The 17,415-nt window shown below is 67.7% G+C and carries 15 protein-coding genes and 1 pseudogene; 11 read left to right on the forward strand and 5 right to left on the reverse strand.

The genetic code is table 11. From position 1 onward, the window contains the following. Positions 1–28 precede the first annotated feature (28 nt). The 5 genes from ATO4_RS19375 (at position 29) to ATO4_RS19395 (ending at position 5,200) form a co-directional block, all read left to right on the forward strand. Positions 29–1,078 (forward strand): extracellular solute-binding protein, encoded by a 1,050-nt coding sequence (locus tag ATO4_RS19375; RefSeq protein WP_083593193.1) that lies wholly within the window; start codon positions 29–31, stop codon positions 1,076–1,078. A gap of 144 nt (positions 1,079–1,222) precedes the next feature. Beyond that, entirely contained in the window at positions 1,223–2,089 is an 867-nt protein-coding gene (locus ATO4_RS19380; protein ID WP_083593221.1) for an ABC transporter permease, read from the forward strand. Further along, positions 2,086–2,877, forward strand: coding sequence for an ABC transporter permease (locus tag ATO4_RS19385; protein ID WP_083593194.1), 792 nt, complete (start codon positions 2,086–2,088; stop codon positions 2,875–2,877). The genes ATO4_RS19380 and ATO4_RS19385 overlap by 4 nt, the downstream gene beginning before the upstream one ends. Beyond that, positions 2,877–3,941, forward strand: coding sequence for an ABC transporter ATP-binding protein (locus ATO4_RS19390; RefSeq protein ID WP_083593195.1), 1,065 nt, complete (start codon positions 2,877–2,879; stop codon positions 3,939–3,941). Before ATO4_RS19385 ends, ATO4_RS19390 begins: the two co-directional genes overlap by 1 nt. Before the next feature lie 275 nt (positions 3,942–4,216). Next, on the forward strand, positions 4,217–5,200 hold the full coding sequence (locus ATO4_RS19395) for a radical SAM protein (protein ID WP_083593196.1): 984 nt from the start codon (positions 4,217–4,219) through the stop codon (positions 5,198–5,200). An 83-nt stretch (positions 5,201–5,283) separates the two neighbouring features. Here ATO4_RS19395 and ATO4_RS19400 read toward each other — a convergent pair. After that, positions 5,284–5,784 (reverse strand): annotated as a pseudogene (locus ATO4_RS19400) (ATP-binding cassette domain-containing protein); the annotation flags it as partial. Between the two features lie 268 nt (positions 5,785–6,052). Here ATO4_RS19400 and ATO4_RS19405 point away from each other — a divergent pair. From ATO4_RS19405 to ATO4_RS27820, 3 genes are all read left to right on the forward strand, one after another. Further along, on the forward strand, positions 6,053–6,751 hold the full coding sequence (locus ATO4_RS19405; protein WP_083593222.1) for a helix-turn-helix domain-containing protein: 699 nt from the start codon (positions 6,053–6,055) through the stop codon (positions 6,749–6,751). Positions 6,752–7,183: 432 nt separating this feature from the next. Further along, positions 7,184–8,551 (forward strand): ammonium transporter, encoded by a 1,368-nt coding sequence (locus tag ATO4_RS19410; protein ID WP_083593198.1) that lies wholly within the window; start codon positions 7,184–7,186, stop codon positions 8,549–8,551. Positions 8,552–8,581: 30 nt separating this feature from the next. Next, entirely contained in the window at positions 8,582–8,758 is a 177-nt protein-coding gene (locus ATO4_RS27820) for a hypothetical protein (RefSeq protein WP_176223062.1), read from the forward strand. Between the two features lie 120 nt (positions 8,759–8,878). Here ATO4_RS27820 and ATO4_RS19415 read toward each other — a convergent pair whose 3' ends face one another. Beyond that, positions 8,879–10,639: an ABC transporter ATP-binding protein gene (locus ATO4_RS19415; RefSeq protein ID WP_083593199.1), complete on the reverse strand. Its 1,761-nt coding sequence runs from the start codon at positions 10,637–10,639 to the stop codon at positions 8,879–8,881. 217 nt (positions 10,640–10,856) lie between these two features. Here ATO4_RS19415 and ATO4_RS19420 point away from each other — a divergent pair, with 217 nt between their 5' ends. Beyond that, entirely contained in the window at positions 10,857–11,918 is a 1,062-nt protein-coding gene (locus ATO4_RS19420) for a dipeptidase (protein WP_083593200.1), read from the forward strand. 12 nt (positions 11,919–11,930) lie between these two features. On the opposite strand, the gene ATO4_RS19425 is transcribed toward ATO4_RS19420, so the two are convergent. Beyond that, the gene (locus ATO4_RS19425) at positions 11,931–12,527 is read right to left on the reverse strand and encodes a TetR/AcrR family transcriptional regulator (protein WP_176223063.1); all 597 of its coding nucleotides are present in this window, start codon (positions 12,525–12,527) and stop codon (positions 11,931–11,933) included. Between the two features lie 116 nt (positions 12,528–12,643). Here ATO4_RS19425 and ATO4_RS19430 point away from each other — a divergent pair, with 116 nt between their 5' ends. Both ATO4_RS19430 and ATO4_RS19435 read left to right on the forward strand, forming a co-directional pair. Further along, a complete protein-coding gene (locus ATO4_RS19430) occupies positions 12,644–13,327 on the forward strand; it encodes a PspA/IM30 family protein (RefSeq protein WP_176223064.1) in 684 nt (227 codons plus the stop codon). Between the two features lie 96 nt (positions 13,328–13,423). Then, positions 13,424–13,696: a YiaA/YiaB family inner membrane protein gene (locus tag ATO4_RS19435; protein ID WP_083593203.1), complete on the forward strand. Its 273-nt coding sequence runs from the start codon at positions 13,424–13,426 to the stop codon at positions 13,694–13,696. A gap of 154 nt (positions 13,697–13,850) precedes the next feature. On the opposite strand, the gene ATO4_RS19440 is transcribed toward ATO4_RS19435, so the two are convergent. After that, positions 13,851–16,130, reverse strand: a complete 2,280-nt coding sequence (locus ATO4_RS19440) for an NADP-dependent malic enzyme (protein WP_083593204.1) — start codon at positions 16,128–16,130, stop codon at positions 13,851–13,853. Next, a complete protein-coding gene (locus tag ATO4_RS19445; protein ID WP_083593223.1) occupies positions 16,117–17,148 on the reverse strand; it encodes a glyceraldehyde 3-phosphate dehydrogenase NAD-binding domain-containing protein in 1,032 nt (343 codons plus the stop codon). The genes ATO4_RS19440 and ATO4_RS19445 overlap by 14 nt, the downstream gene beginning before the upstream one ends. Between the last annotated feature and the right edge of the window lie 267 nt (positions 17,149–17,415).

A 17,415-nucleotide genomic window follows, 5' to 3' on the forward strand; every position in this document is an offset into this window, starting at 1 on the left:
GCCGCAGACGGCCGAAAGGAAACCAGCGATGAACAAGACAACGGCAATCCTCGCGGGCCTCGGCCTGCTCCTGTCCGCCACGACGGCGATGGCGAAGGACCTCCACGTCCTCAACTGGAAGGGCTACGGCGCCGACGAGCCCTTCGCCACCAAGGCCTTCGAGGAGATGACCGGCGACACGGTGGTCAACGACTTCTTCAACTCCGAACAGGAGATGCTGACGAAGCTCAGGACCAATCCCGGCCTCTACGACGTCGTGATGATCAACGCCGCCTTCATGCAGCAGGCGCTCGACGAAAAGCTGGTCCAGCCCATCGATACCGCCAAGATCGCCAATTACGGCGACCTCAACGAGGCGCAGGCCCAGTCGAAGATGCTGAATGTCGACGGCAAGACCTATGGCGTGCCCTGGACCTGGGGCCTGACCACCATCGCCATCAACGACAAGGCCTTCGACACCCCGCCGACCTCGATCGAGGAGATGTGGAAGGCCGACCACAAGGGCCGCGTGACGATCCGCGACGACGCCGTCGAGGCCATCCAGCTGGGGGCGCTCGCCACCGGGCAGAGCATCAACGACGTCAAGGACATCGAGGCCGTCAAGCAGTCCCTGACCGAGCTCCTGCCGAACATCCGCACCTTCTGGTCTTCGGAGAACGACTGGAACCAGATGGTCGCGTCGAACCAGATCGACCTCGGCACCTACTGGTCGGGTTCCGCGGGCCGCGCCAAGGTGAAGTTCAACCTGCCGGTCTCCCTCGCCGTGCCGCAGGAAGGCGCCGTCGGCTGGCTCGACACATTCGCCATTCCGCAAGGCTCGACCAATGTCGAGGGCGCGGAGACGTTCATCAACTACATGCTCTCGCCCGAATTCTACACCGAGTGGGACAGAAGCGTCGGCGCGCCGGTGTCGGCGAGCCAGCGGGCCGTCGCGGCGCTGCCCGAGGACAGCTTCAACCGAAAGGTCATGGGCGCACCGGAGGTCGCCGCGCGCGTCCAGTTCCAGGAGCCGATCACCGACGCGCAGCGCGAGGAATATCTGAAGGTCTGGCAGGGCCTGAAGGTCGGCGCGAACTGACGAAGCGTCTCGCCCCGGCCGCAGGCGGACCCGATTGCGGCCGGGGGACGGCCGATTGCGGCCGGGGGCGGCCGGGGGCGGCCGGGGCGAATATCGAGACGAGCGGCAGGCTGCACCGCAGCGCCGCCGGCAGGGATGAGGATCATGGCCACCACCGGCACGACTCGAGACAACGGCCTGGCGCGGGCGCTGCCGCTGCTGACGCCCGCCTATGCCTGGCTGACGCTGGCGATCTTCCTGCCTTTGTCGGCGATGGTCTATTTCTCGCTTTTGACCTCGATGTCGCCGAGCGAGCAGTCGTCGTCGCTGACGCTCGCCAACTACGCGGCGTTCTTCTCGGACCCGCTCTACGCGACGCTGCTCTGGCGCTCGCTCAAGCTCGGGCTGCTCGTGACGCTGATCTGCGTGCTGGTCGGCTTTCCCGCCGCCTATGTCCTCGCCAAGATCTTCAGGGGGCGGGCCCGCGAGGCGATCTTCCTCCTCGTCATCCTGCCGTTCTGGAGCAACTCGCTGGTGCGGGTCTTCTCCTGGTCGATGGTGCTGCGCGAGGGCGGCATCCTCGACACGGCGCTGAACGCCGTCCTGCCCTTCGAGGTCACCTTCGACCTGATGTATTCCTATCCGGCCGTCGTCATCGGGCTCGTCCACTCGTATCTGCCCTATATGGTGCTGACCTGCTATCTCAGCCTGCAGGCGATCGACGACGCCTTGATCGAGGCGGCCCGCTCGCTCGGCGCCTCGCGCTTCACCACCCTTCGCCGGGTGGTCGTGCCGCTGGCGCTGCCCGGCGTCCTCGCCGGCTCGGCGCTGATCTTCATCCCGGTCGTCGGCTCGTTCATGGAGCCGCGCATTCTCGGCGGGCGTGGCGGCACGCTCTACGGCACGGTGATCGAGGACCAGTTTACCGCCGTCTACAACTGGCCGCTGGGCGCCGCCCTCTCCTTCATCCTCCTCGCCGTCGTGCTCCTGATCCTGCTCGTCGCGGCCCCGGTCCTGAGGAAAGCCGCATGATCCGCGCCCCCGCCTTCCTGTCCGGCCTCGGCCGCGCCTATATCGGCCTCGTCCTTCTCTTCCTCTATCTGCCGCTGGTCATCATGGCGGCGATGTCCTTCAACGCCTCGCCCTTCTACCAGCTGCCCTTCGAGGGCACGACGGAGTGGTATGCGGCGCTGGCGCAGAACGACGGGCTGATCGCCGCGACGCTGAACTCGCTCCAGATCGCCGTCATGACGACGATCCTCGCCACGGTCCTCGGCACGGCCGCCTCGCTCGCTCTCTTCCGCTACGAATTTCGCGGCAAGCGGGTGCTGCAGGCGCTGCTGTTCCCGCCGATCGCCATTCCCTGGCTGATCTCCGGCACGGCGATGCTGATCTTCTTCTTCGGCACCGGCATCGGCCGCGGCCTGCATGCCATCCTGCTCGGCCATGTCGCTTTGGCGCTGCCCTACGTCATCATCGTCGTCTCGGCGCGGCTGCAGACCTTTTCCAAGGATCTCGAGGACGCCGCCGCCTCGCTCGGCGCCAGCTCATGGCAGACGACACGCAAGGTGACGCTGCCCTGCATCGCGCCGGGCATCGTCGCCGGCGGCCTCTTCGCCTTCGCGGTCTCCTTCGACCAGTTCGTCGTCTCCTATTTCCTCGCCACACCCGGCCAGACGACGCTGCCGGTCGAGATCTATGCGGCGATCCGCAAGGGCTTCACCCCCGAAATCAACGCCGTCTCGACGATCATCATCGTGTTCTCCATGAGCCTGATGCTCGTCGTATCCCGGTTTTTCCGCTTTGGAGGCGATCAGTAATGGCGCGTGTCGAAGTCCAGAACGTCAGCCTCACCTTCGGCGCCCACAAGGCGGTGGACGACGTCTCGATCGCCTTCGAGGACGGCGGCTTCTATGCCCTGCTCGGCCCCTCCGGCTCCGGCAAGACGACGCTCCTGCGCATGATCGCCGGCTTCGAGTTCCCCGACCAGGGCTCGATCCGCATCGACGGCGAGGCGGTGGAAAACGTGCCGGTGAACCGGCGGCGCATCGGCATGGTGTTCCAGAACTATGCGCTGTTTCCGAACATGAGCGTCGAGGGCAACGTCGCCTTCGGGCTCGAGGTGCGGGGCGAGACGGGCGAGGCCGTGCGCCGGGCGGTGGCCGAGGCGCTGGACCTCGTGCAGCTGGGCGCGCTTGCCAAGCGCCGGCCGCACCAGCTCTCCGGCGGCCAGCGCCAGCGCGTCGCGCTCGCCCGGGCCATCGTCACCAAGCCGCGGGTGCTGCTCCTCGACGAGCCGTTGTCGGCCCTCGACAAGGCGCTGCGCACCGACATGCAGGTGGAGCTGAAGCGGATCCAGCGCGAGGTCGGCGTCACCACCATCTTCGTCACCCACGACCAGGACGAGGCGCTGTCGATCTCCGACCGGATCGGCATCCTGAAGGACGGCAGGATCGTCCAGGAGGGCGCGCCGGAGGAGATCTATGACCGGCCGAAGAGCGAATTCGCCGCGACCTTCCTCGGTGAGGCCAACATCCTCACCGGCGAGGTTTCCGGCGGCCGGCTGCGGCTCGACGAAGTCACCGCGATCGCCCTGCCGCAGGGAACGAGCGCCGCCGCCGGCCGGCTGCGCTGCGCGATCCGCCCCGAGCGCGTGCGGATCGCGGCCGCGCCGGCAGGCGTTGACGGGGACCGGGCGGGGCAGCTTCGCGGCACCGTCGTCCGTCGCTTGTTCTCGGGCAGCGCCAGCACCTATTTCGTCGACTGCACCGGCCGGGAGATGAAGGCCATCGTCCAGCGCGGCGGCGGCGCCGACATCGCCGTCGGCACGCCCGTCGCCCTCGGCTGGGACCCGGCCGATCTGATCCCGCTTCCGGCTGCCTGAGGCGGAAGAGGACGCAAGGCCGGTCGGCCCTGCACCGGCGACGAGAACGGGGACGGTGGGGCTCGGCACGGCATCTCTCCCCTGTCATTTTCAGAGGATTGGTGCACGCGGGCGGACGACGGTCAAGAAATGGGGAGCATGCGCCGCCCGACCGGTGGCAGGGGTTCGAGATTGAACTCGCCACCGAGGCCGCTTAGGCTGCCGCGTGACCGTGGCTGCGTGCCCCGTGGTATCCAACGAGGGTTGAGTGGTCCCCCCTCACCCGGAGCAACTCGATGACCGAGCGCAAGCGTTGCACCTGGGTGCATGACAGCCTGTACATCCGGGAGAACGGCGACGTTTTTCCCTGCTGCCACCTGCAGCCCGCCGCTGTCGGCAACATCTACAAGACCAGCCTGAAGACCATCTACAATGACGAGCGCATCAAGACGTTCCGCCAGCAGGAGATCGATGGAACGCTGAAGTGCATGAAGGGCTGCACCCTGCCGCAGGTCTCGCCGGTCGAGCCGATGCTGGACCACGACTACGACCAGGACCTGAAGCGGGTGCTGTTCAGCTTCGGCGAGAAATGCAACATCCGTTGCATCATGTGCTCGCAGAATCACGACAGCCGCGTCGAGCTCACCGAAGAAGTCATCACGCAGAACATCGAGATCCCGAAGTCGCGGCCCACCGTGACCCTGCTCGGCGGCGAGCCGCTGATCCTGAAGTCGGCGAAGCGCTTCATCGATCACTGGGCCGGCCACGGCGCAAAGATGGCGCTCCTGACCAATGGGACGGCGCTGAGCGAGGATATGGCGCGCAAGATCGCCGAGAATTTCAGCATCATCTCCTTCTCGCTGAACGCCGCGACCAAGGAAATCCACGAGACCGTCAATGCCGGTTCGCGGTTCGAGAAGGTCGTTCGCAATGTCGGACGCATGATCGAGGCGAAGAAGCAGGCGAAGACGAAGGTCGTCATCGTCGGGCACATGACCATCGTCGTCGAGAACGTCCACGAAATTCCGGACTTCATCCGGAAGAGGGACGAATTCGGCTTCGAGCACATCAATTTCGGGTACGACAAGAAGGTGCCGCCCTATCTCGCGGACAATCCGGAATTGAAGGACGAGTTGATCCGGGCGATCGCGGTGGAAGTCGCCCGGGAGCACAATCCCCGGAGGATCGACCTCCACCGGTTGCGCCTGCTGGGCCTCGTCGGGCAGCCGGGCGCGCGGGCGCCGGTGCCGGTCTCGGCGCCATCGCTGGCGACCGCCTGACCCTCTTCATCGGCAGCAGACGCGGCACTGAATCACAGCAATTGGCCGGCGGCCCGTCTTCGGTCCGACGATTGCTTCCAGGCTCAGACGGTCAGGTGGCGCCGCACTTCCGCCTCGTCGCGGGCCATCACCGCACGGTCGCCGGCGACCACGACCTCGCCGCGATCCAAGACGACGAAGTCATCGGCGAGGTCGCGGGCGAAGTCGAAGTACTGCTCGACCAGGACGATCGCCATCGTGCCCTGTTCGCGCAGCCATTCGATGGCCCGGCCGATGTCCTTGATGATCGACGGCTGGATGCCCTCGGTCGGCTCGTCGAGCAGGAGCAGACGCGGCCGCGTCACGAGCGCCCGGCCGATCGCCAACTGCTGCTGCTGGCCGCCGGACAGGTCGCCACCGCGCCGCCCGAGCATCGACTTCAGCACCGGAAACAGCTCGAAGATCGTGTCGGGAATGGTGCGGTCGCGGCGGTGGAGGGGCGCGAAGCCCGTCTCGAGGTTCTCCTTCACCGACAGGAGCGGGAAGATCTCGCGTCCCTGGGGCACCATCGCCACGCCGCGCCGGGCCCGGTCATAGGGGGCGATAATGAAGGCCATCGTCCAGCGCGGCGGCAGCGCCGACATCGCCGTCGGTTCGCTTGTCGCCCTCGACTGGGACCCGGCCGACCTGATCCCGCTTCCGGCCGCCTGAGGCGGAAGAGGGCGCAAGGCAGGCGAAATGTCCGGCATGGTCCGGCTTGCGGGCTTCATCCGATGCGGCGCCTCTCCGCCTCGCGAGCCCGGTGTGTTTCCTGACAGTTGAAATCCGTTCACCCGGAGGATAGCTGCAGGGACGATGCGGGGAGTGATCGACATGTCCGGGCCAGGCGAGACGACCAGCCGAGCGAGCAAGGGCGGGAGCAAGGACGGGGGCGGCACGTCGCCGGGCCTGACGCAGGATCCCCATGCGGTCCGCGAGGCCAAGGTGAACAATCTCGAGGCGGCGATCGGCCACGAGGTCCGGGCCTTCCGCAAGAAGCTCGGCATCACCGTCAGCGACCTCGCCTCGGCGACGGGCGTCTCGCTCGGCATGCTGTCGAAGATCGAGAACGGCAACATCTCGCCGTCGCTGACGACGCTCCAGGCCCTGTCGCGGGCCCTCGGCGTGCCGCTCACCGCCTTCTTCCGGCGCTTCGAGGAGACCCGCAACGCCGTCTTCGTCCGGGCCGGCGAAGGCGTCGAGCTGGAGCGGCGCGGCACAAGGGCCGGCCACCAGTACAACCTCCTCGGCCATATCGACAACAACACCAGCGGCGTCACCGTCGAGCCCTATCTGATCACGCTGACCACCGATTCCGACGTCTTCCCGACCTTCCAGCACGACGGCATGGAGTTCCTCTACATGCTGGACGGCGAGGTCGTGTATCGCCACGCGGGCAGCCGCTACCACATGCGGCCCGGCGACAGCTTCTTCTTCGACGCCGACGCGCCGCATGGGCCGGAGGAGCTGGTGAAGCTGCCGGCGCGCTATCTGTCCATCATCTGCTACCCGCAGCAGGGCCGCACCGGCTGAGGCAGCGCGTCCGGATCGACGCCGGGAGATGGGTGCCGACCCGCGATCCCGTCTCCGCACTTCCGTCTCCGCGCTCCCGTCTCCGCGCTTTGGGAACTGCCGTCGCGCCGCCTGCCCGGCAGCTGGAGCCTGCGCACAGAATTCGTTCAGTGTGCAAATATTGCGCACGGCGCCCTTGCGCGCCGCGTCCCGATGCCGGCACAGGAGGCGGCGCCGGCAACCTTCCGCAGGGGCATTCGTTCCCAATAGCTCCCTTTCGGCGCGAAATCCTGCCCTTCAGCGGGCGGATGCGGCTGTCGGTGGAGAAAATACGCCCGGATGACGCTCTTCTTGCGCCAGCTGGCACGATTCTCGCTTCGGTGAACATCGTTTCCCCTGAGTAGTCGCCACCGGGCGACGGACTCCGACCGTGCTTCGCCGAAGGAGAATCCCATGGAACAGCAGCTCATCGAACTCGGGCAGAAGGTGGCGGCGCTCGAAGCGAGCGCCAAGATCTCCGATGCCGTCAACATGGAGATCTTCTACTGGTGGTGCACCGCCCTGATGATCACCATCCACGCCGGCTTCCTCGCCTATGAGATGGGCGCGTCGCGGGCCAAGAACGTGCTGGCGGCGGGGACCAAGAACCTCCTCGCCTTCGCCTTCGTGGTGCCGACCTTCTTCTTCTTCGGCTGGTGGATCTACAACGCCTTTCCGACCGGCCTGACCATCTCCGACGGGGCGGACGCCGCCCTGCCCTGGTCGAGCGCCATGGGCCCGAACCTGTCCGACAACGCCACCGGCGTGTTCTGGGCGGCCTTCGCGCTGTTCGCCGCGACCACCGCCTCGATCATGTCCGGCGCGGTGATCGAGCGGATCCGCCTGACCGCCTTCCTGATGCTGTCGATCGTGCTCGGCTCGGTGATCTGGATCCTCGCGGCGGCCTGGGGCTGGCATCCGGCCGGCTGGCTGACGACGGAATTCGGCTTCCACGACGTCGGCGCCGCCGGCTGCGTCCATCTCGTCGCCGGCGCCTTCACCCTCGGCGTCCTGATCAATCTCGGCCCGCGCATCGGCAAGTACAATGCCGACGGCACGCCGAACGCCATCAAGGCCCATTCGGTGCCGCTCACCGTCGTCGGCCTGATGCTGATCATCGTCGGCTTCTTCGGCTTCCTCGGCGGCTGCATCATCTACAATTCCGGCGCCCAGTGGACCAACATCTTCGGCCAGCCGACGACCCTGTCGGCCTTCGCCTTCAACACCGTCATGGGGTTTGCCGGCGGCATCATCGGCGGCTGGGTGAAGACCCGCGACCCGTTCTGGATGATGTCCTGCGGCCTCGTCGGCATCATCTCCGTGGCCTCGGGCCTCGACCTCTGGTACCCGCCGCTGGCCTTCGCCATCGCCGCCGTCGCCGGCTTCGTCGCCCCGATGATCGCCACCGCCATCGAGCGCGCCGGCATCGACGACGCGGTCGGTGCGGTCGCCGTCCATGGCGCAGGCGGAGCGATGGGCGTCCTCGCCGTCGGCCTCTTCGCCGCCGGCTACCCCAATGTCGGCGAGATGCCGCCGGTGTCGCTGACCGGCCAGCTCGTCGGCCTCGTGGTGATGGGGGCCCTCGGCTTCATCCCCGGCTACGCGATGTCCGCCGTCATGAAGGCGACGGGCACTCTGCGGGTGCCGCGGGACGTCGAGATCATGGGCCTCGACCTCGTCGAGGTGCCGATCGAGGCCTATCCGGAAGGCATGACCCGCCCGGCCGTGCCGGTGATGTCGCCGCTCGGCACCGGCACCCCGGCCGCCGTTCCCGCCGAATAGGACCGCAACGCCAGAGAAGGACACGCGACCATGAACACATCGCCCATCACCCAGTGGGACGGCACTGAAGCCTATTTCACCTTCGCCAACTCCGGCTTCGGCACGGCGGTCTGCCTCATCGCTTCGATCGCCATCGTCGCCGGGGCCATCTGGTACGGCACCCGCCACGAGAGCCGCGACTTCCAGAAGTTCCACGGCAAGGGCTGACCCCGGCGACGGGGACAGTCTCGGGGCGGCCGGCGGTCTTTCGCCGGCCCCTCGTGGTGGAAGACCGGACGACGAATGGCCCGCCGCCGGTGACCGGCGGCGGGCACCGGCTACGCCGGCTCAGAGCGTCGGCATGATTTCGCGGGCGCTGCCGGCCAGGGGTTCGACGATGTCGGCCTGGGCGGCGACGAGCCGGGCATAGGCGCCGCCGGCGGCCATGAGTTCCTTATGGGTGCCGGTCTCGACGATCTTGCCGCCGGACACGAAGCAGATCCGGTCGGCATGGCGCACGGTCGACAGCCGGTGGGCGATGACGAGGGTGGTTCGGCCCTTCGACAATTCGGCCAGCGACGCCTGGATCGCCCGCTCGGTCTCGGTGTCGAGGGCCGAGGTGGCCTCGTCGAGGATCAGGATCGCCGGGTCCTTCAGGAACATCCGGGCGATCGACAGGCGCTGCTTCTGGCCGCCGGAGAGTTTCACCCCCCGCTCGCCGACGATGGTGTCGAGGCCGTTCGGAAGGGCGGCGACGGTGTCCTCCAGCGAGGCCCGGCGCATGGCGGCGACGATCTCCTCCTCGCTGGCGTCGAGCCGGCCATAGGCGATGTTCTCGCGCACCGTGCCGCCGAACAGGAAGACGTCCTGCTGGACGACGCCGACATGGTCGCGCAGCGAGGCGAGCGTCATGTCGCGGATGTCGATGCCGTCGATGCGGATCGCCCCGGCCTCGACCTCGTAGAAGCGCGGCAGGAGGGCGCAGATCGTCGTCTTGCCGGCGCCGGACGGGCCGACGAAGGCGATCGTCTCGCCGGGCCGGGCGATGAAGCTGACGCCGTCCAGCACCGGCCGGTCGCTGAGATAGCCGAAGCGCACCCGGTCGAACTCCACCGTTCCTTCGACGCTCGCGACGGCGACCGCACCGTCGCGGTCCTCGATCTCCGGCTCGGTGTCGAGGAACTCGACATAGCGGCGAAACCCGGCGATGCCCTTCGGATAGGTCTCGATCACCGCGGCGATCTTCTCCACCGGGCGGAAGAACACCCCGACGAGCAAGAGGAAGCCGACGAAGCCGCCATTCGACAGGTCGCCATCGATGACGAACCAGGTGCCGGCCACCATGACGATGACCTGGGTCAGCCGCATGGAGAAGTAGTTCAGCGACTGGGACCAGGACATGATCTTGTAGGCGTCGAGCTTGCGCCGGCGGTATTCGGCGTTGTTGGCCGAGAACAGCCGGCGCTCGTGGCGCTCGTTGCCGAAGGCCTGGACGACCCGGATGCCGCCGACATTCTCCTCGATGCGGGCGTTGAAATCGCCGATCGAGGCGTAGATCGCCCGCCAGGTCGCCGTCATCCGCGCGCCGTAGCGGCTGGTCAGCCAGGCGCCGACGGGAACGACGAAGCCGGTGATCAGCGCCAGCTCCACATGCACGAAGAGCATCAGGATGAAGGCGCCGATGAAGGTCATGATCGCGATGAACAGGTCTTCCGGCCCGTGATGGGCGATCTCGCCGATTTCCTCGAGGTCCTTGGTCAGGCGGCCGACGAGATGGCCGGTCTTGACGTTGTCGAAATAGCCGAAGGACAGCTTCTGCAGATGGTCGAAGGCCTTGCGGCGCATCTCGGTCTCGATGTTGATCCCCAGCATGTGACCCCAATAGGTCACCACCGCCATCAGCCCGGTATTGAAGACGTAGATGAGGAGCAGGCCGACGGTCGCGGCAACGATCAGCGACCAGTCGCCGCTCGGCAGCAGCGTGTCGATGAACACCTTGACCGCGATCGGGAAGCCGAGTTCGAGCAGCCCTGCCAGGACGGCGCAGCCGAAATCGAGGAAGAACAGGCCCTTGTATGGCCGGTAATAGGCAAAGAAGCGCTTCAGCATGATGATCCGGTGTCGGCCGGCGGGGATGCGGCGGTGTCGGGCGTGCGGACGCGGGGGCGTGCGGCGCCCGGCCGGGATAGCCGACGCGCGGTGCAAAATCGAGGCTTGACTGACGAATCGTCGTGTTCGAGGCACGCCGATGATAGCTCTTCGACAGCGCCCGGACGGGCAAGGTCGCTTTCACGTCGCCTCCAGGCGAACATCCGGGGATCATCCGATGCAGTCACCCGTCGTCTTCGATGGCCACAACGATGCGCTCCTGCGCCTCTACATGGAGGGCGGCGAGGCGGCGATCGCGGCCTTCCTTGCAGGCGGCACGTCCGGCCACATCGATCTCGCCAAGGCTGCGGCGGGCAATTTTCGAGGCGGGCTCTTCGCCATCTTCCCGCCCTCGCCGCGGGGCGGGCTCGATCTGTCCCGCTTCGGGACGAACGGTTACGACATGGCGATGCCGGCGCCACTGGAGATCGCCGAAGCCACGGCCTCGACCATCGCCATGGCGTCGATCCTGTTCCGGCTGGAGCGCGGCTCGAAGGGGGCCTTCCGGGTCTGCCGGTCGGTCGCCGACATCCGCTCGGCCCTCGCAGGCGGGGCGATGGCGGCGGTGATGCACATCGAGGGCGCCGAGGCGATCGACGCCGACCTGGCAACGCTCGACGTGCTGCATGCGGCGGGGCTGCGGTCGATCGGGATGGTCTGGAGCCGCGACAACATCTTCGCCCATGGCGTGCCGATGCGGTTTCCGTCCTCGCCGGACATCGGCGAGGGACTCACAGATGCAGGAAAGCGGCTGGTCGCCCGCTGCAACGCGCTCGGCATCCTCCTCGACCTGTCGCATCTGAACGAAAAGGGCTTCTGGGACGTCGCCCGGCTGTCGGACGCGCCGCTGGTCGCAACCCACTCCAACGTCCATGCGCTCTGCCCGGTCAGCCGCAACCTCACCGACAAGCAACTCGCCGCGATCGCCGAGAGCCGGGGCGTCGTCGGGCTGAACTTCGCGACCGCCTTCCTGCGGGAAGACGGATGGATGACCGCCGACACCGGCCTCGACGTCATGATCCGCCATCTCGACGGCCTCGTCGAGCGGCTGGGCGAGGACGGCGTCGCGCTCGGCTCGGACTTCGACGGGGCGGTGATCCCCGCCCCGATCGGCGATGCGAGCGGCCTGCCGAAGCTGTTCGAGGCGATGCGTCGCCACGGCTATGGCGAGGCGCTGATCGACAAGATCGCCCATCGGAACTGGCTGGACGTGCTGGAGCGGACGTTCAGGCCGGTGTGAGTTGGCTGACCCTCAGCGCAGATAGCCGGCGATGGCGGCGCGCACAAGGCCGGTGAGTTCCTCCTCCAGCCGCTCGACGGTGACGCCGGCATAGCGGCTTTCCAGCGAGACCGTCACGACGCCGTGGACGGCGGAGAACAGCGTGCGGGCGCGCAGGAAGACGCCGTCGGCGCCGAGATCGGGATAGAGTTCGGCAAGCGGCGCGGCGGGATATTCGAACAGCCGCGCCTGGTCGGCGCGGATGTCGGAGACGAGGGCCCCCTCCTCCTGCGGCGCATATTCGAAGAGGGCGCGCCAGAGCGGCGTCTCCTCGCGAGCGAAGGCGAGGTAGCAGCGGGCGAAGGCGACGAGGCGCTCGACCGGCTGCGCCTGGGCCGCGTCCCGCTCGAGCCGCGCCTCCAGCCGGCGCAGGGTCTTCGCGTTCACCGTCATGATCGCCTCGTCGAGGGAGGCGAAGACGCCGTAGAGCTGGCCGTTCGAGACGCCGGAGCGGGCGATCACGTCGCGCAGCCGCACCGCCCGCACGCCGCGCTCGATCATCAGGCGCTCGGTGGCTTCGACCACGTCGGCCCGCACCTCATCGGCATCTCTGACGGGACCTCTGGGCATCGGCTGCATCCTCGGTTTTTTAAGAGCAACGCTCTTTTAGCGATTGACAGCCGCGAAATCCAGCGTATGGTGCCGATAAGAGCAATGCTCTTATGTCGTCAACTAGAGACCTGACCATGTTCAGACTGATGACCACCATCGCCAGGGGACGGGCCCATGAGGCGGCCGAAGACATCGCTGCGCGCAACGCGGCGACCATCCTCGGCCAGCAGATCCGCGAAGCGGCCAGCGCCCTCGACGATGCCCGCAAGGCCTTCGCCATCGCCGAGGCGGGCCTCGCCCGGGACGAGGTGCAGCTGCAGCGGCTGGACGGGCGGATCGCCGACCTCGAGACCCGCGTCGTCGCAGCCATGGGCAAGGGGCTCGAAGGCCTCGCCGGCGAAGGCGCCGAGGAGATCGCCGAGATCGAGGCGGAGCGGGACCTCTGCCGCAAGGGCGTCGAGCGGCTGCGCGGCGAATTGTCCAGGCGCAAGCCTTATCTGAGGGAATGCGAATCGCGCCTGCGCCGCCTCTGCCGCAGCCGCGACCTCGTCTCGGTGCGATCGAGGGTGCATCAGCTCGACGGGCGCACCGGCGCGGCCGGCCTGTCGCGCATCGCCGACGCCGAAAAGACGCTCCAGAGGATCGAGGACGCCCAGGCCGCCGAGGACGCGGTCATGGCGCGCCAGGGCTGCGGGACCGGATCCTCGACCATCGAGGACAAGCTGGCCGAGGCCGGCTGCGGCCCTGCCCGGCAAAACTCCGGCGCCGCCGTCATGGAGCGGCTGCGCCAGCGCGCCGGCGGCACCTCCGGGGGGTGACGCCCTCCCCCGACCTGACTTGACCTGACCTGACCTGACCTGACCTGACCTGACGAAGCGATTCCCACTCACCCGACCAAGGACAAGGACATCCCCATGAACGAGATCAAGAGCCTTCCCGGCAGCGCCTTCTCCCTCTTCACCGTCGTCGCCTTCGTCGTCGCGGCGGGCATGATGGCCGGCGGCATCTACTTCCTGGAGGCGAGCTTCGCCGCCAAGGGCTTCTACGCCATGGCCGCGATCATGCTCGTGCACACCACGGTGACCGTGACGAAGACGCTGCGCGACGCCGAGGAGGCGCGCAAGGAAGCCGCCCGGCTGGACGAACTCCGCACGGAGAAGATGCTCGGCGGGCTGTCGGGGGCCTGAGCACAGGCACTACCGGCGGCGGCGGCCACACGGTGCGCCGACTGCCTCGACCGTCGCGCGTTCGGCCGAAGGGTCCATGCCCCCACACACCTTTCGGTCCGCGGCAGCGATCCCCCCGGTCGCTGCCGCTCCGCCATTCCGGCCCCTGCCCGCGTCAGCCGTAGCTCGACACCGCCGAGCCGGCCAGCGCCGCGGTGTTGAGGAGGCCGCGCACGGTGACGCCGGGGGTGACGATATGGGCGCGGTTGCCCATGCCCATCAGGATCGGGCCGACCTCGAGGCCGCCCGACACCGATTTGAGGATGTTGCGGACCGCGCCGGCCGCGTCGGAATTGGCGTAGACGAGGACGTTCGCCCGGCCCTCCAGCCGCCCGCCCGGGAACAGCCGGTCGCGCAGCTCGTCGTCGAGGGCGGTGTCGGTGGTCATCTCGCCTTCATAGGCGAAGTCGAGCCGCTTCTCGTCGAGGATCTTCATCGCGCCGCGCATCACCCGGCCGGACTCGTTGTCGAGGTTGCCGAATTGCGAGCTCGAGCAGAGGGCGATCTTCGGCTCGACGCCGAAGCGGCGGACATGCCGTGCCGCGGCGATCACCGTCTCGGCCACCTGGCTGGCGTCCGGCGTCATGTGGACATGGGTGTCGGCGATGAACAGCGGGCCCTTGTCGAGGATGATCAGCGACAGCGCCGCCACAGGATGCAGCATCTCGGTCGAAAGGATCTGGCCGAGATGGCCGAGATGCCAGCGATACTCGCCGAAGGTGCCGCAGATCATGCTGTCGGCCTCGCCGCGATGCACCATGACGGCGGCAATGGCCGTCGTGTTGGTGCGCATCACGGCGCGGGCGAGATCGGGCGAGACGCCGCGCCGACGCATCAGCTCGTAATAGGTGCCCCAGTAGTCGCGGTAGCGCGGATCGTCCTCCGGATTGACGATCTCGAAGTCCTCGCCGGGGCGGATCTTCAGCCCCTCGCGCTCGAGCCTTGCGTTGACGACGTCCGGCCGGCCGATGAGGATCGGCCGGTCCTGGGTCTCCTCGACCATCGCCTGGGCGGTGCGCAGAACCCGCTCGTCCTCGCCCTCGGCAAAGACGATGCTGCGGCGCGAGGCCCGGGCGGCGTCGAAGACGCGGCGCATCACCGAATAGGAGCGGTAGACCTGGGCGTTCAGCCGGGCGCTGTAGGTTTCGAGGTCGACCGGACGCGTCGCGACGCCGGATTCCATCGCAGCCTTGGCGACGGCATAGGCGATCGTCGGCAGGAGCCGCGGATCGAAGGGCTTCGGGATGAGGTAGTCCGGCCCGAAGGTCAGGCGCTCGCCGCGATAGGCGTGGCCGACCTCGGCCGACGCGGTCTCCCGGGCAAGCCCGGCGATCGCCTCGACGCAGGCGAGCTTCATCGCGTCGTTGATCTCGGTGGCGCCGACGTCCAGCGCGCCGCGGAAGATGAAGGGGAAGCAGAGGACGTTGTTGACCTGGTTGGGATAGTCCGACCGTCCCGTCGCGATCAGCGCGCCGGGCGAGGCCTCGCGGGCCTCCTCCGGCATGATCTCCGGCGTCGGATTGGCGAGCGCGAAGATGATCGGCCGCTCGGCCATCCGCGCCACCATCTCCTTGGTGAGGAGCCCCGGGCCGGAGACGCCGAGGAAGAGGTCGGCACCCTCCATGGCTTCGAGCGTGGTGCGCATCTCCGTCTCGCGGGCGAACTCGGCCTTTTCGGGGGAGAGGTCGTTGCGCAGCGTGTGCACCACGCCCTTGGAATCGAGCATGGTGATATTTTCGCGCTTGGCCCCCATCACCAGGAACATCTTCAGGCAGGCGATGCCGGCAGCCCCCGCCCCGAGGGCGACGATCCTGATGTCGGCGATGTCCTTCTTCGCCACCTTCAAAGCGTTGACCGCCGCGGCCGAGGCGACGATCGCCGTGCCGTGCTGGTCGTCGTGGAAGACCGGGATCGACATCTTCTCCCGGCAGAGCCGCTCGACGATGAAGCAGTCGGGCGCCTTGATGTCCTCCAGATTGACCGCGCCGAAGGTCGGCTCGAGGCTGGCGACGATCTCGGCGAGCTTGACGGGATCGGTCTCGTTCACCTCGATGTCGAAGCAGTCGACGCCGGCGAACTTCTTGAACAGGACCGCCTTGCCCTCCATCACGGGCTTGGACGCCTGCGCCCCGATATTGCCGAGACCGAGGACGGCCGTGCCATTGGAAATCACGGCGACGAGATTGCCCTTGGCGGTATAGCGGGCGGCGTCGGCGAGGTTCTTCTGGATTTCGAGGCACGCCTCGGCGACGCCCGGCGAATAGGCGTTGGAGAGATCGCGGCCGGTGGTCATCGGCTTGGTGGCGCGGATCTCCAGCTTCCCGGGCTTTGGAAACTCGTGATAGTCGAGCGCTTCCTGGCGTTTCGACAGGGGCTTGGCGTCATCGTTCGACATGCGGCGTCTCTCTTCCCTGATGGTTTCTTCGGGCGATCATGCGGGCCATGTCCAGCATCCGGCACGAAAAGCCCCATTCGTTGTCGTACCAACCGAACACCCTCAGAAGCCCGCCGGCAAGCGAGGTTTCGGGGCCGGCGACGACGATCGATTCCGGCCGGGCCCTCAGATCGGAGGAGACCAGCGGCCTGTCGATCCAGCCGAAGACCGGCGAGGTCGCGGCCATGTCGCGCAGCAGCGCGTTGACGGCGTCGACGCTGGCGGAGCGCTCGGTGGCGACGGTGAGGTCGATGGCCGATACGCTGGCGGTGGGCACCCGGATGGCGCGGGCCTCGATGCGGCCGGCAAGCTCGGGCAGCACCATTCCGATCAGCCGGCCGGCGCTGGTCGTCGTCGGCACCATGGAGAGCGCCGCGGCCCGGCTGCGCGCCGCATCGCCGCGCGGCTTGTCGACGGTCGGCTGGCTGCCGGTGTAGCAGTGGACGGTGGTCATCTGGCCGGAGACGACGCCGAAAGCCTCGTTGAGAACCTTCAGGAGCGGCGCCAGGGCGTTGGTCGTGCAGGAGGCGTTGGAGATCACGCGCTCGTCGCCGAGGCGATCCGCGTTGGCGCCGAGGACGAGGGTCGCGTCGGCGACCTTCGAGGGGCCGGAGATCAGCACGGACCCGGCTCCGGCGCGCAGCCCGCGCTCGACGGTCTCGCGGTCGTCGTTGTGGCCGGTGCATTCGAGGACGACGTCGACGCCGGAAAGGTCGAGCGCCGCAATGTCGCGCACCGAGTGGAACGGGATCGCCCGCCCGTCGACGACCAGCATCCCCGGCCGCGTCTCGACGCTGCCGCGGAACGGCCCGAAGACGCTGTCGTATTCGAACAGATAGGCGCAGGATTCCAGCGGCTCGATGTCGTTGATCAGGACGATCTCGAGGTCGTCGTTGCCCGCGGCCGCAAGGATCCTCAGGATGGTCCGGCCGATGCGGCCGAAGCCGTTGAGCGCGAGGGTGATGGGTCGAGAGGTCATCGTCGCTTCGATGCAGAGGAGGCCGCGGGAGCCGGCCGTTGGGTCGGGCAACGACCTAGACCGTTTCGCCGCCCGATGTGAAGCCTTCGAGGCGTCTGGGGGACATGTTCCGAGGGTTGGCGGGTGTTGAACGGGCCTATGGCTGCGCCCGCCTGGTCACGAAACCGGCGGGCCCGGCATCGCCGCGCCCGGTCATGAACGGGATCTGCATTCGGTCGGCGCATGCGTCGATCTTGCTTGTAACGACAACTTGTCGCTACGATATAG

The organism is Aurantimonas sp. 22II-16-19i (assembly GCF_002088275.1).
Taxonomy (GTDB): Bacteria; Pseudomonadota; Alphaproteobacteria; order Rhizobiales; family Rhizobiaceae; genus Jiella.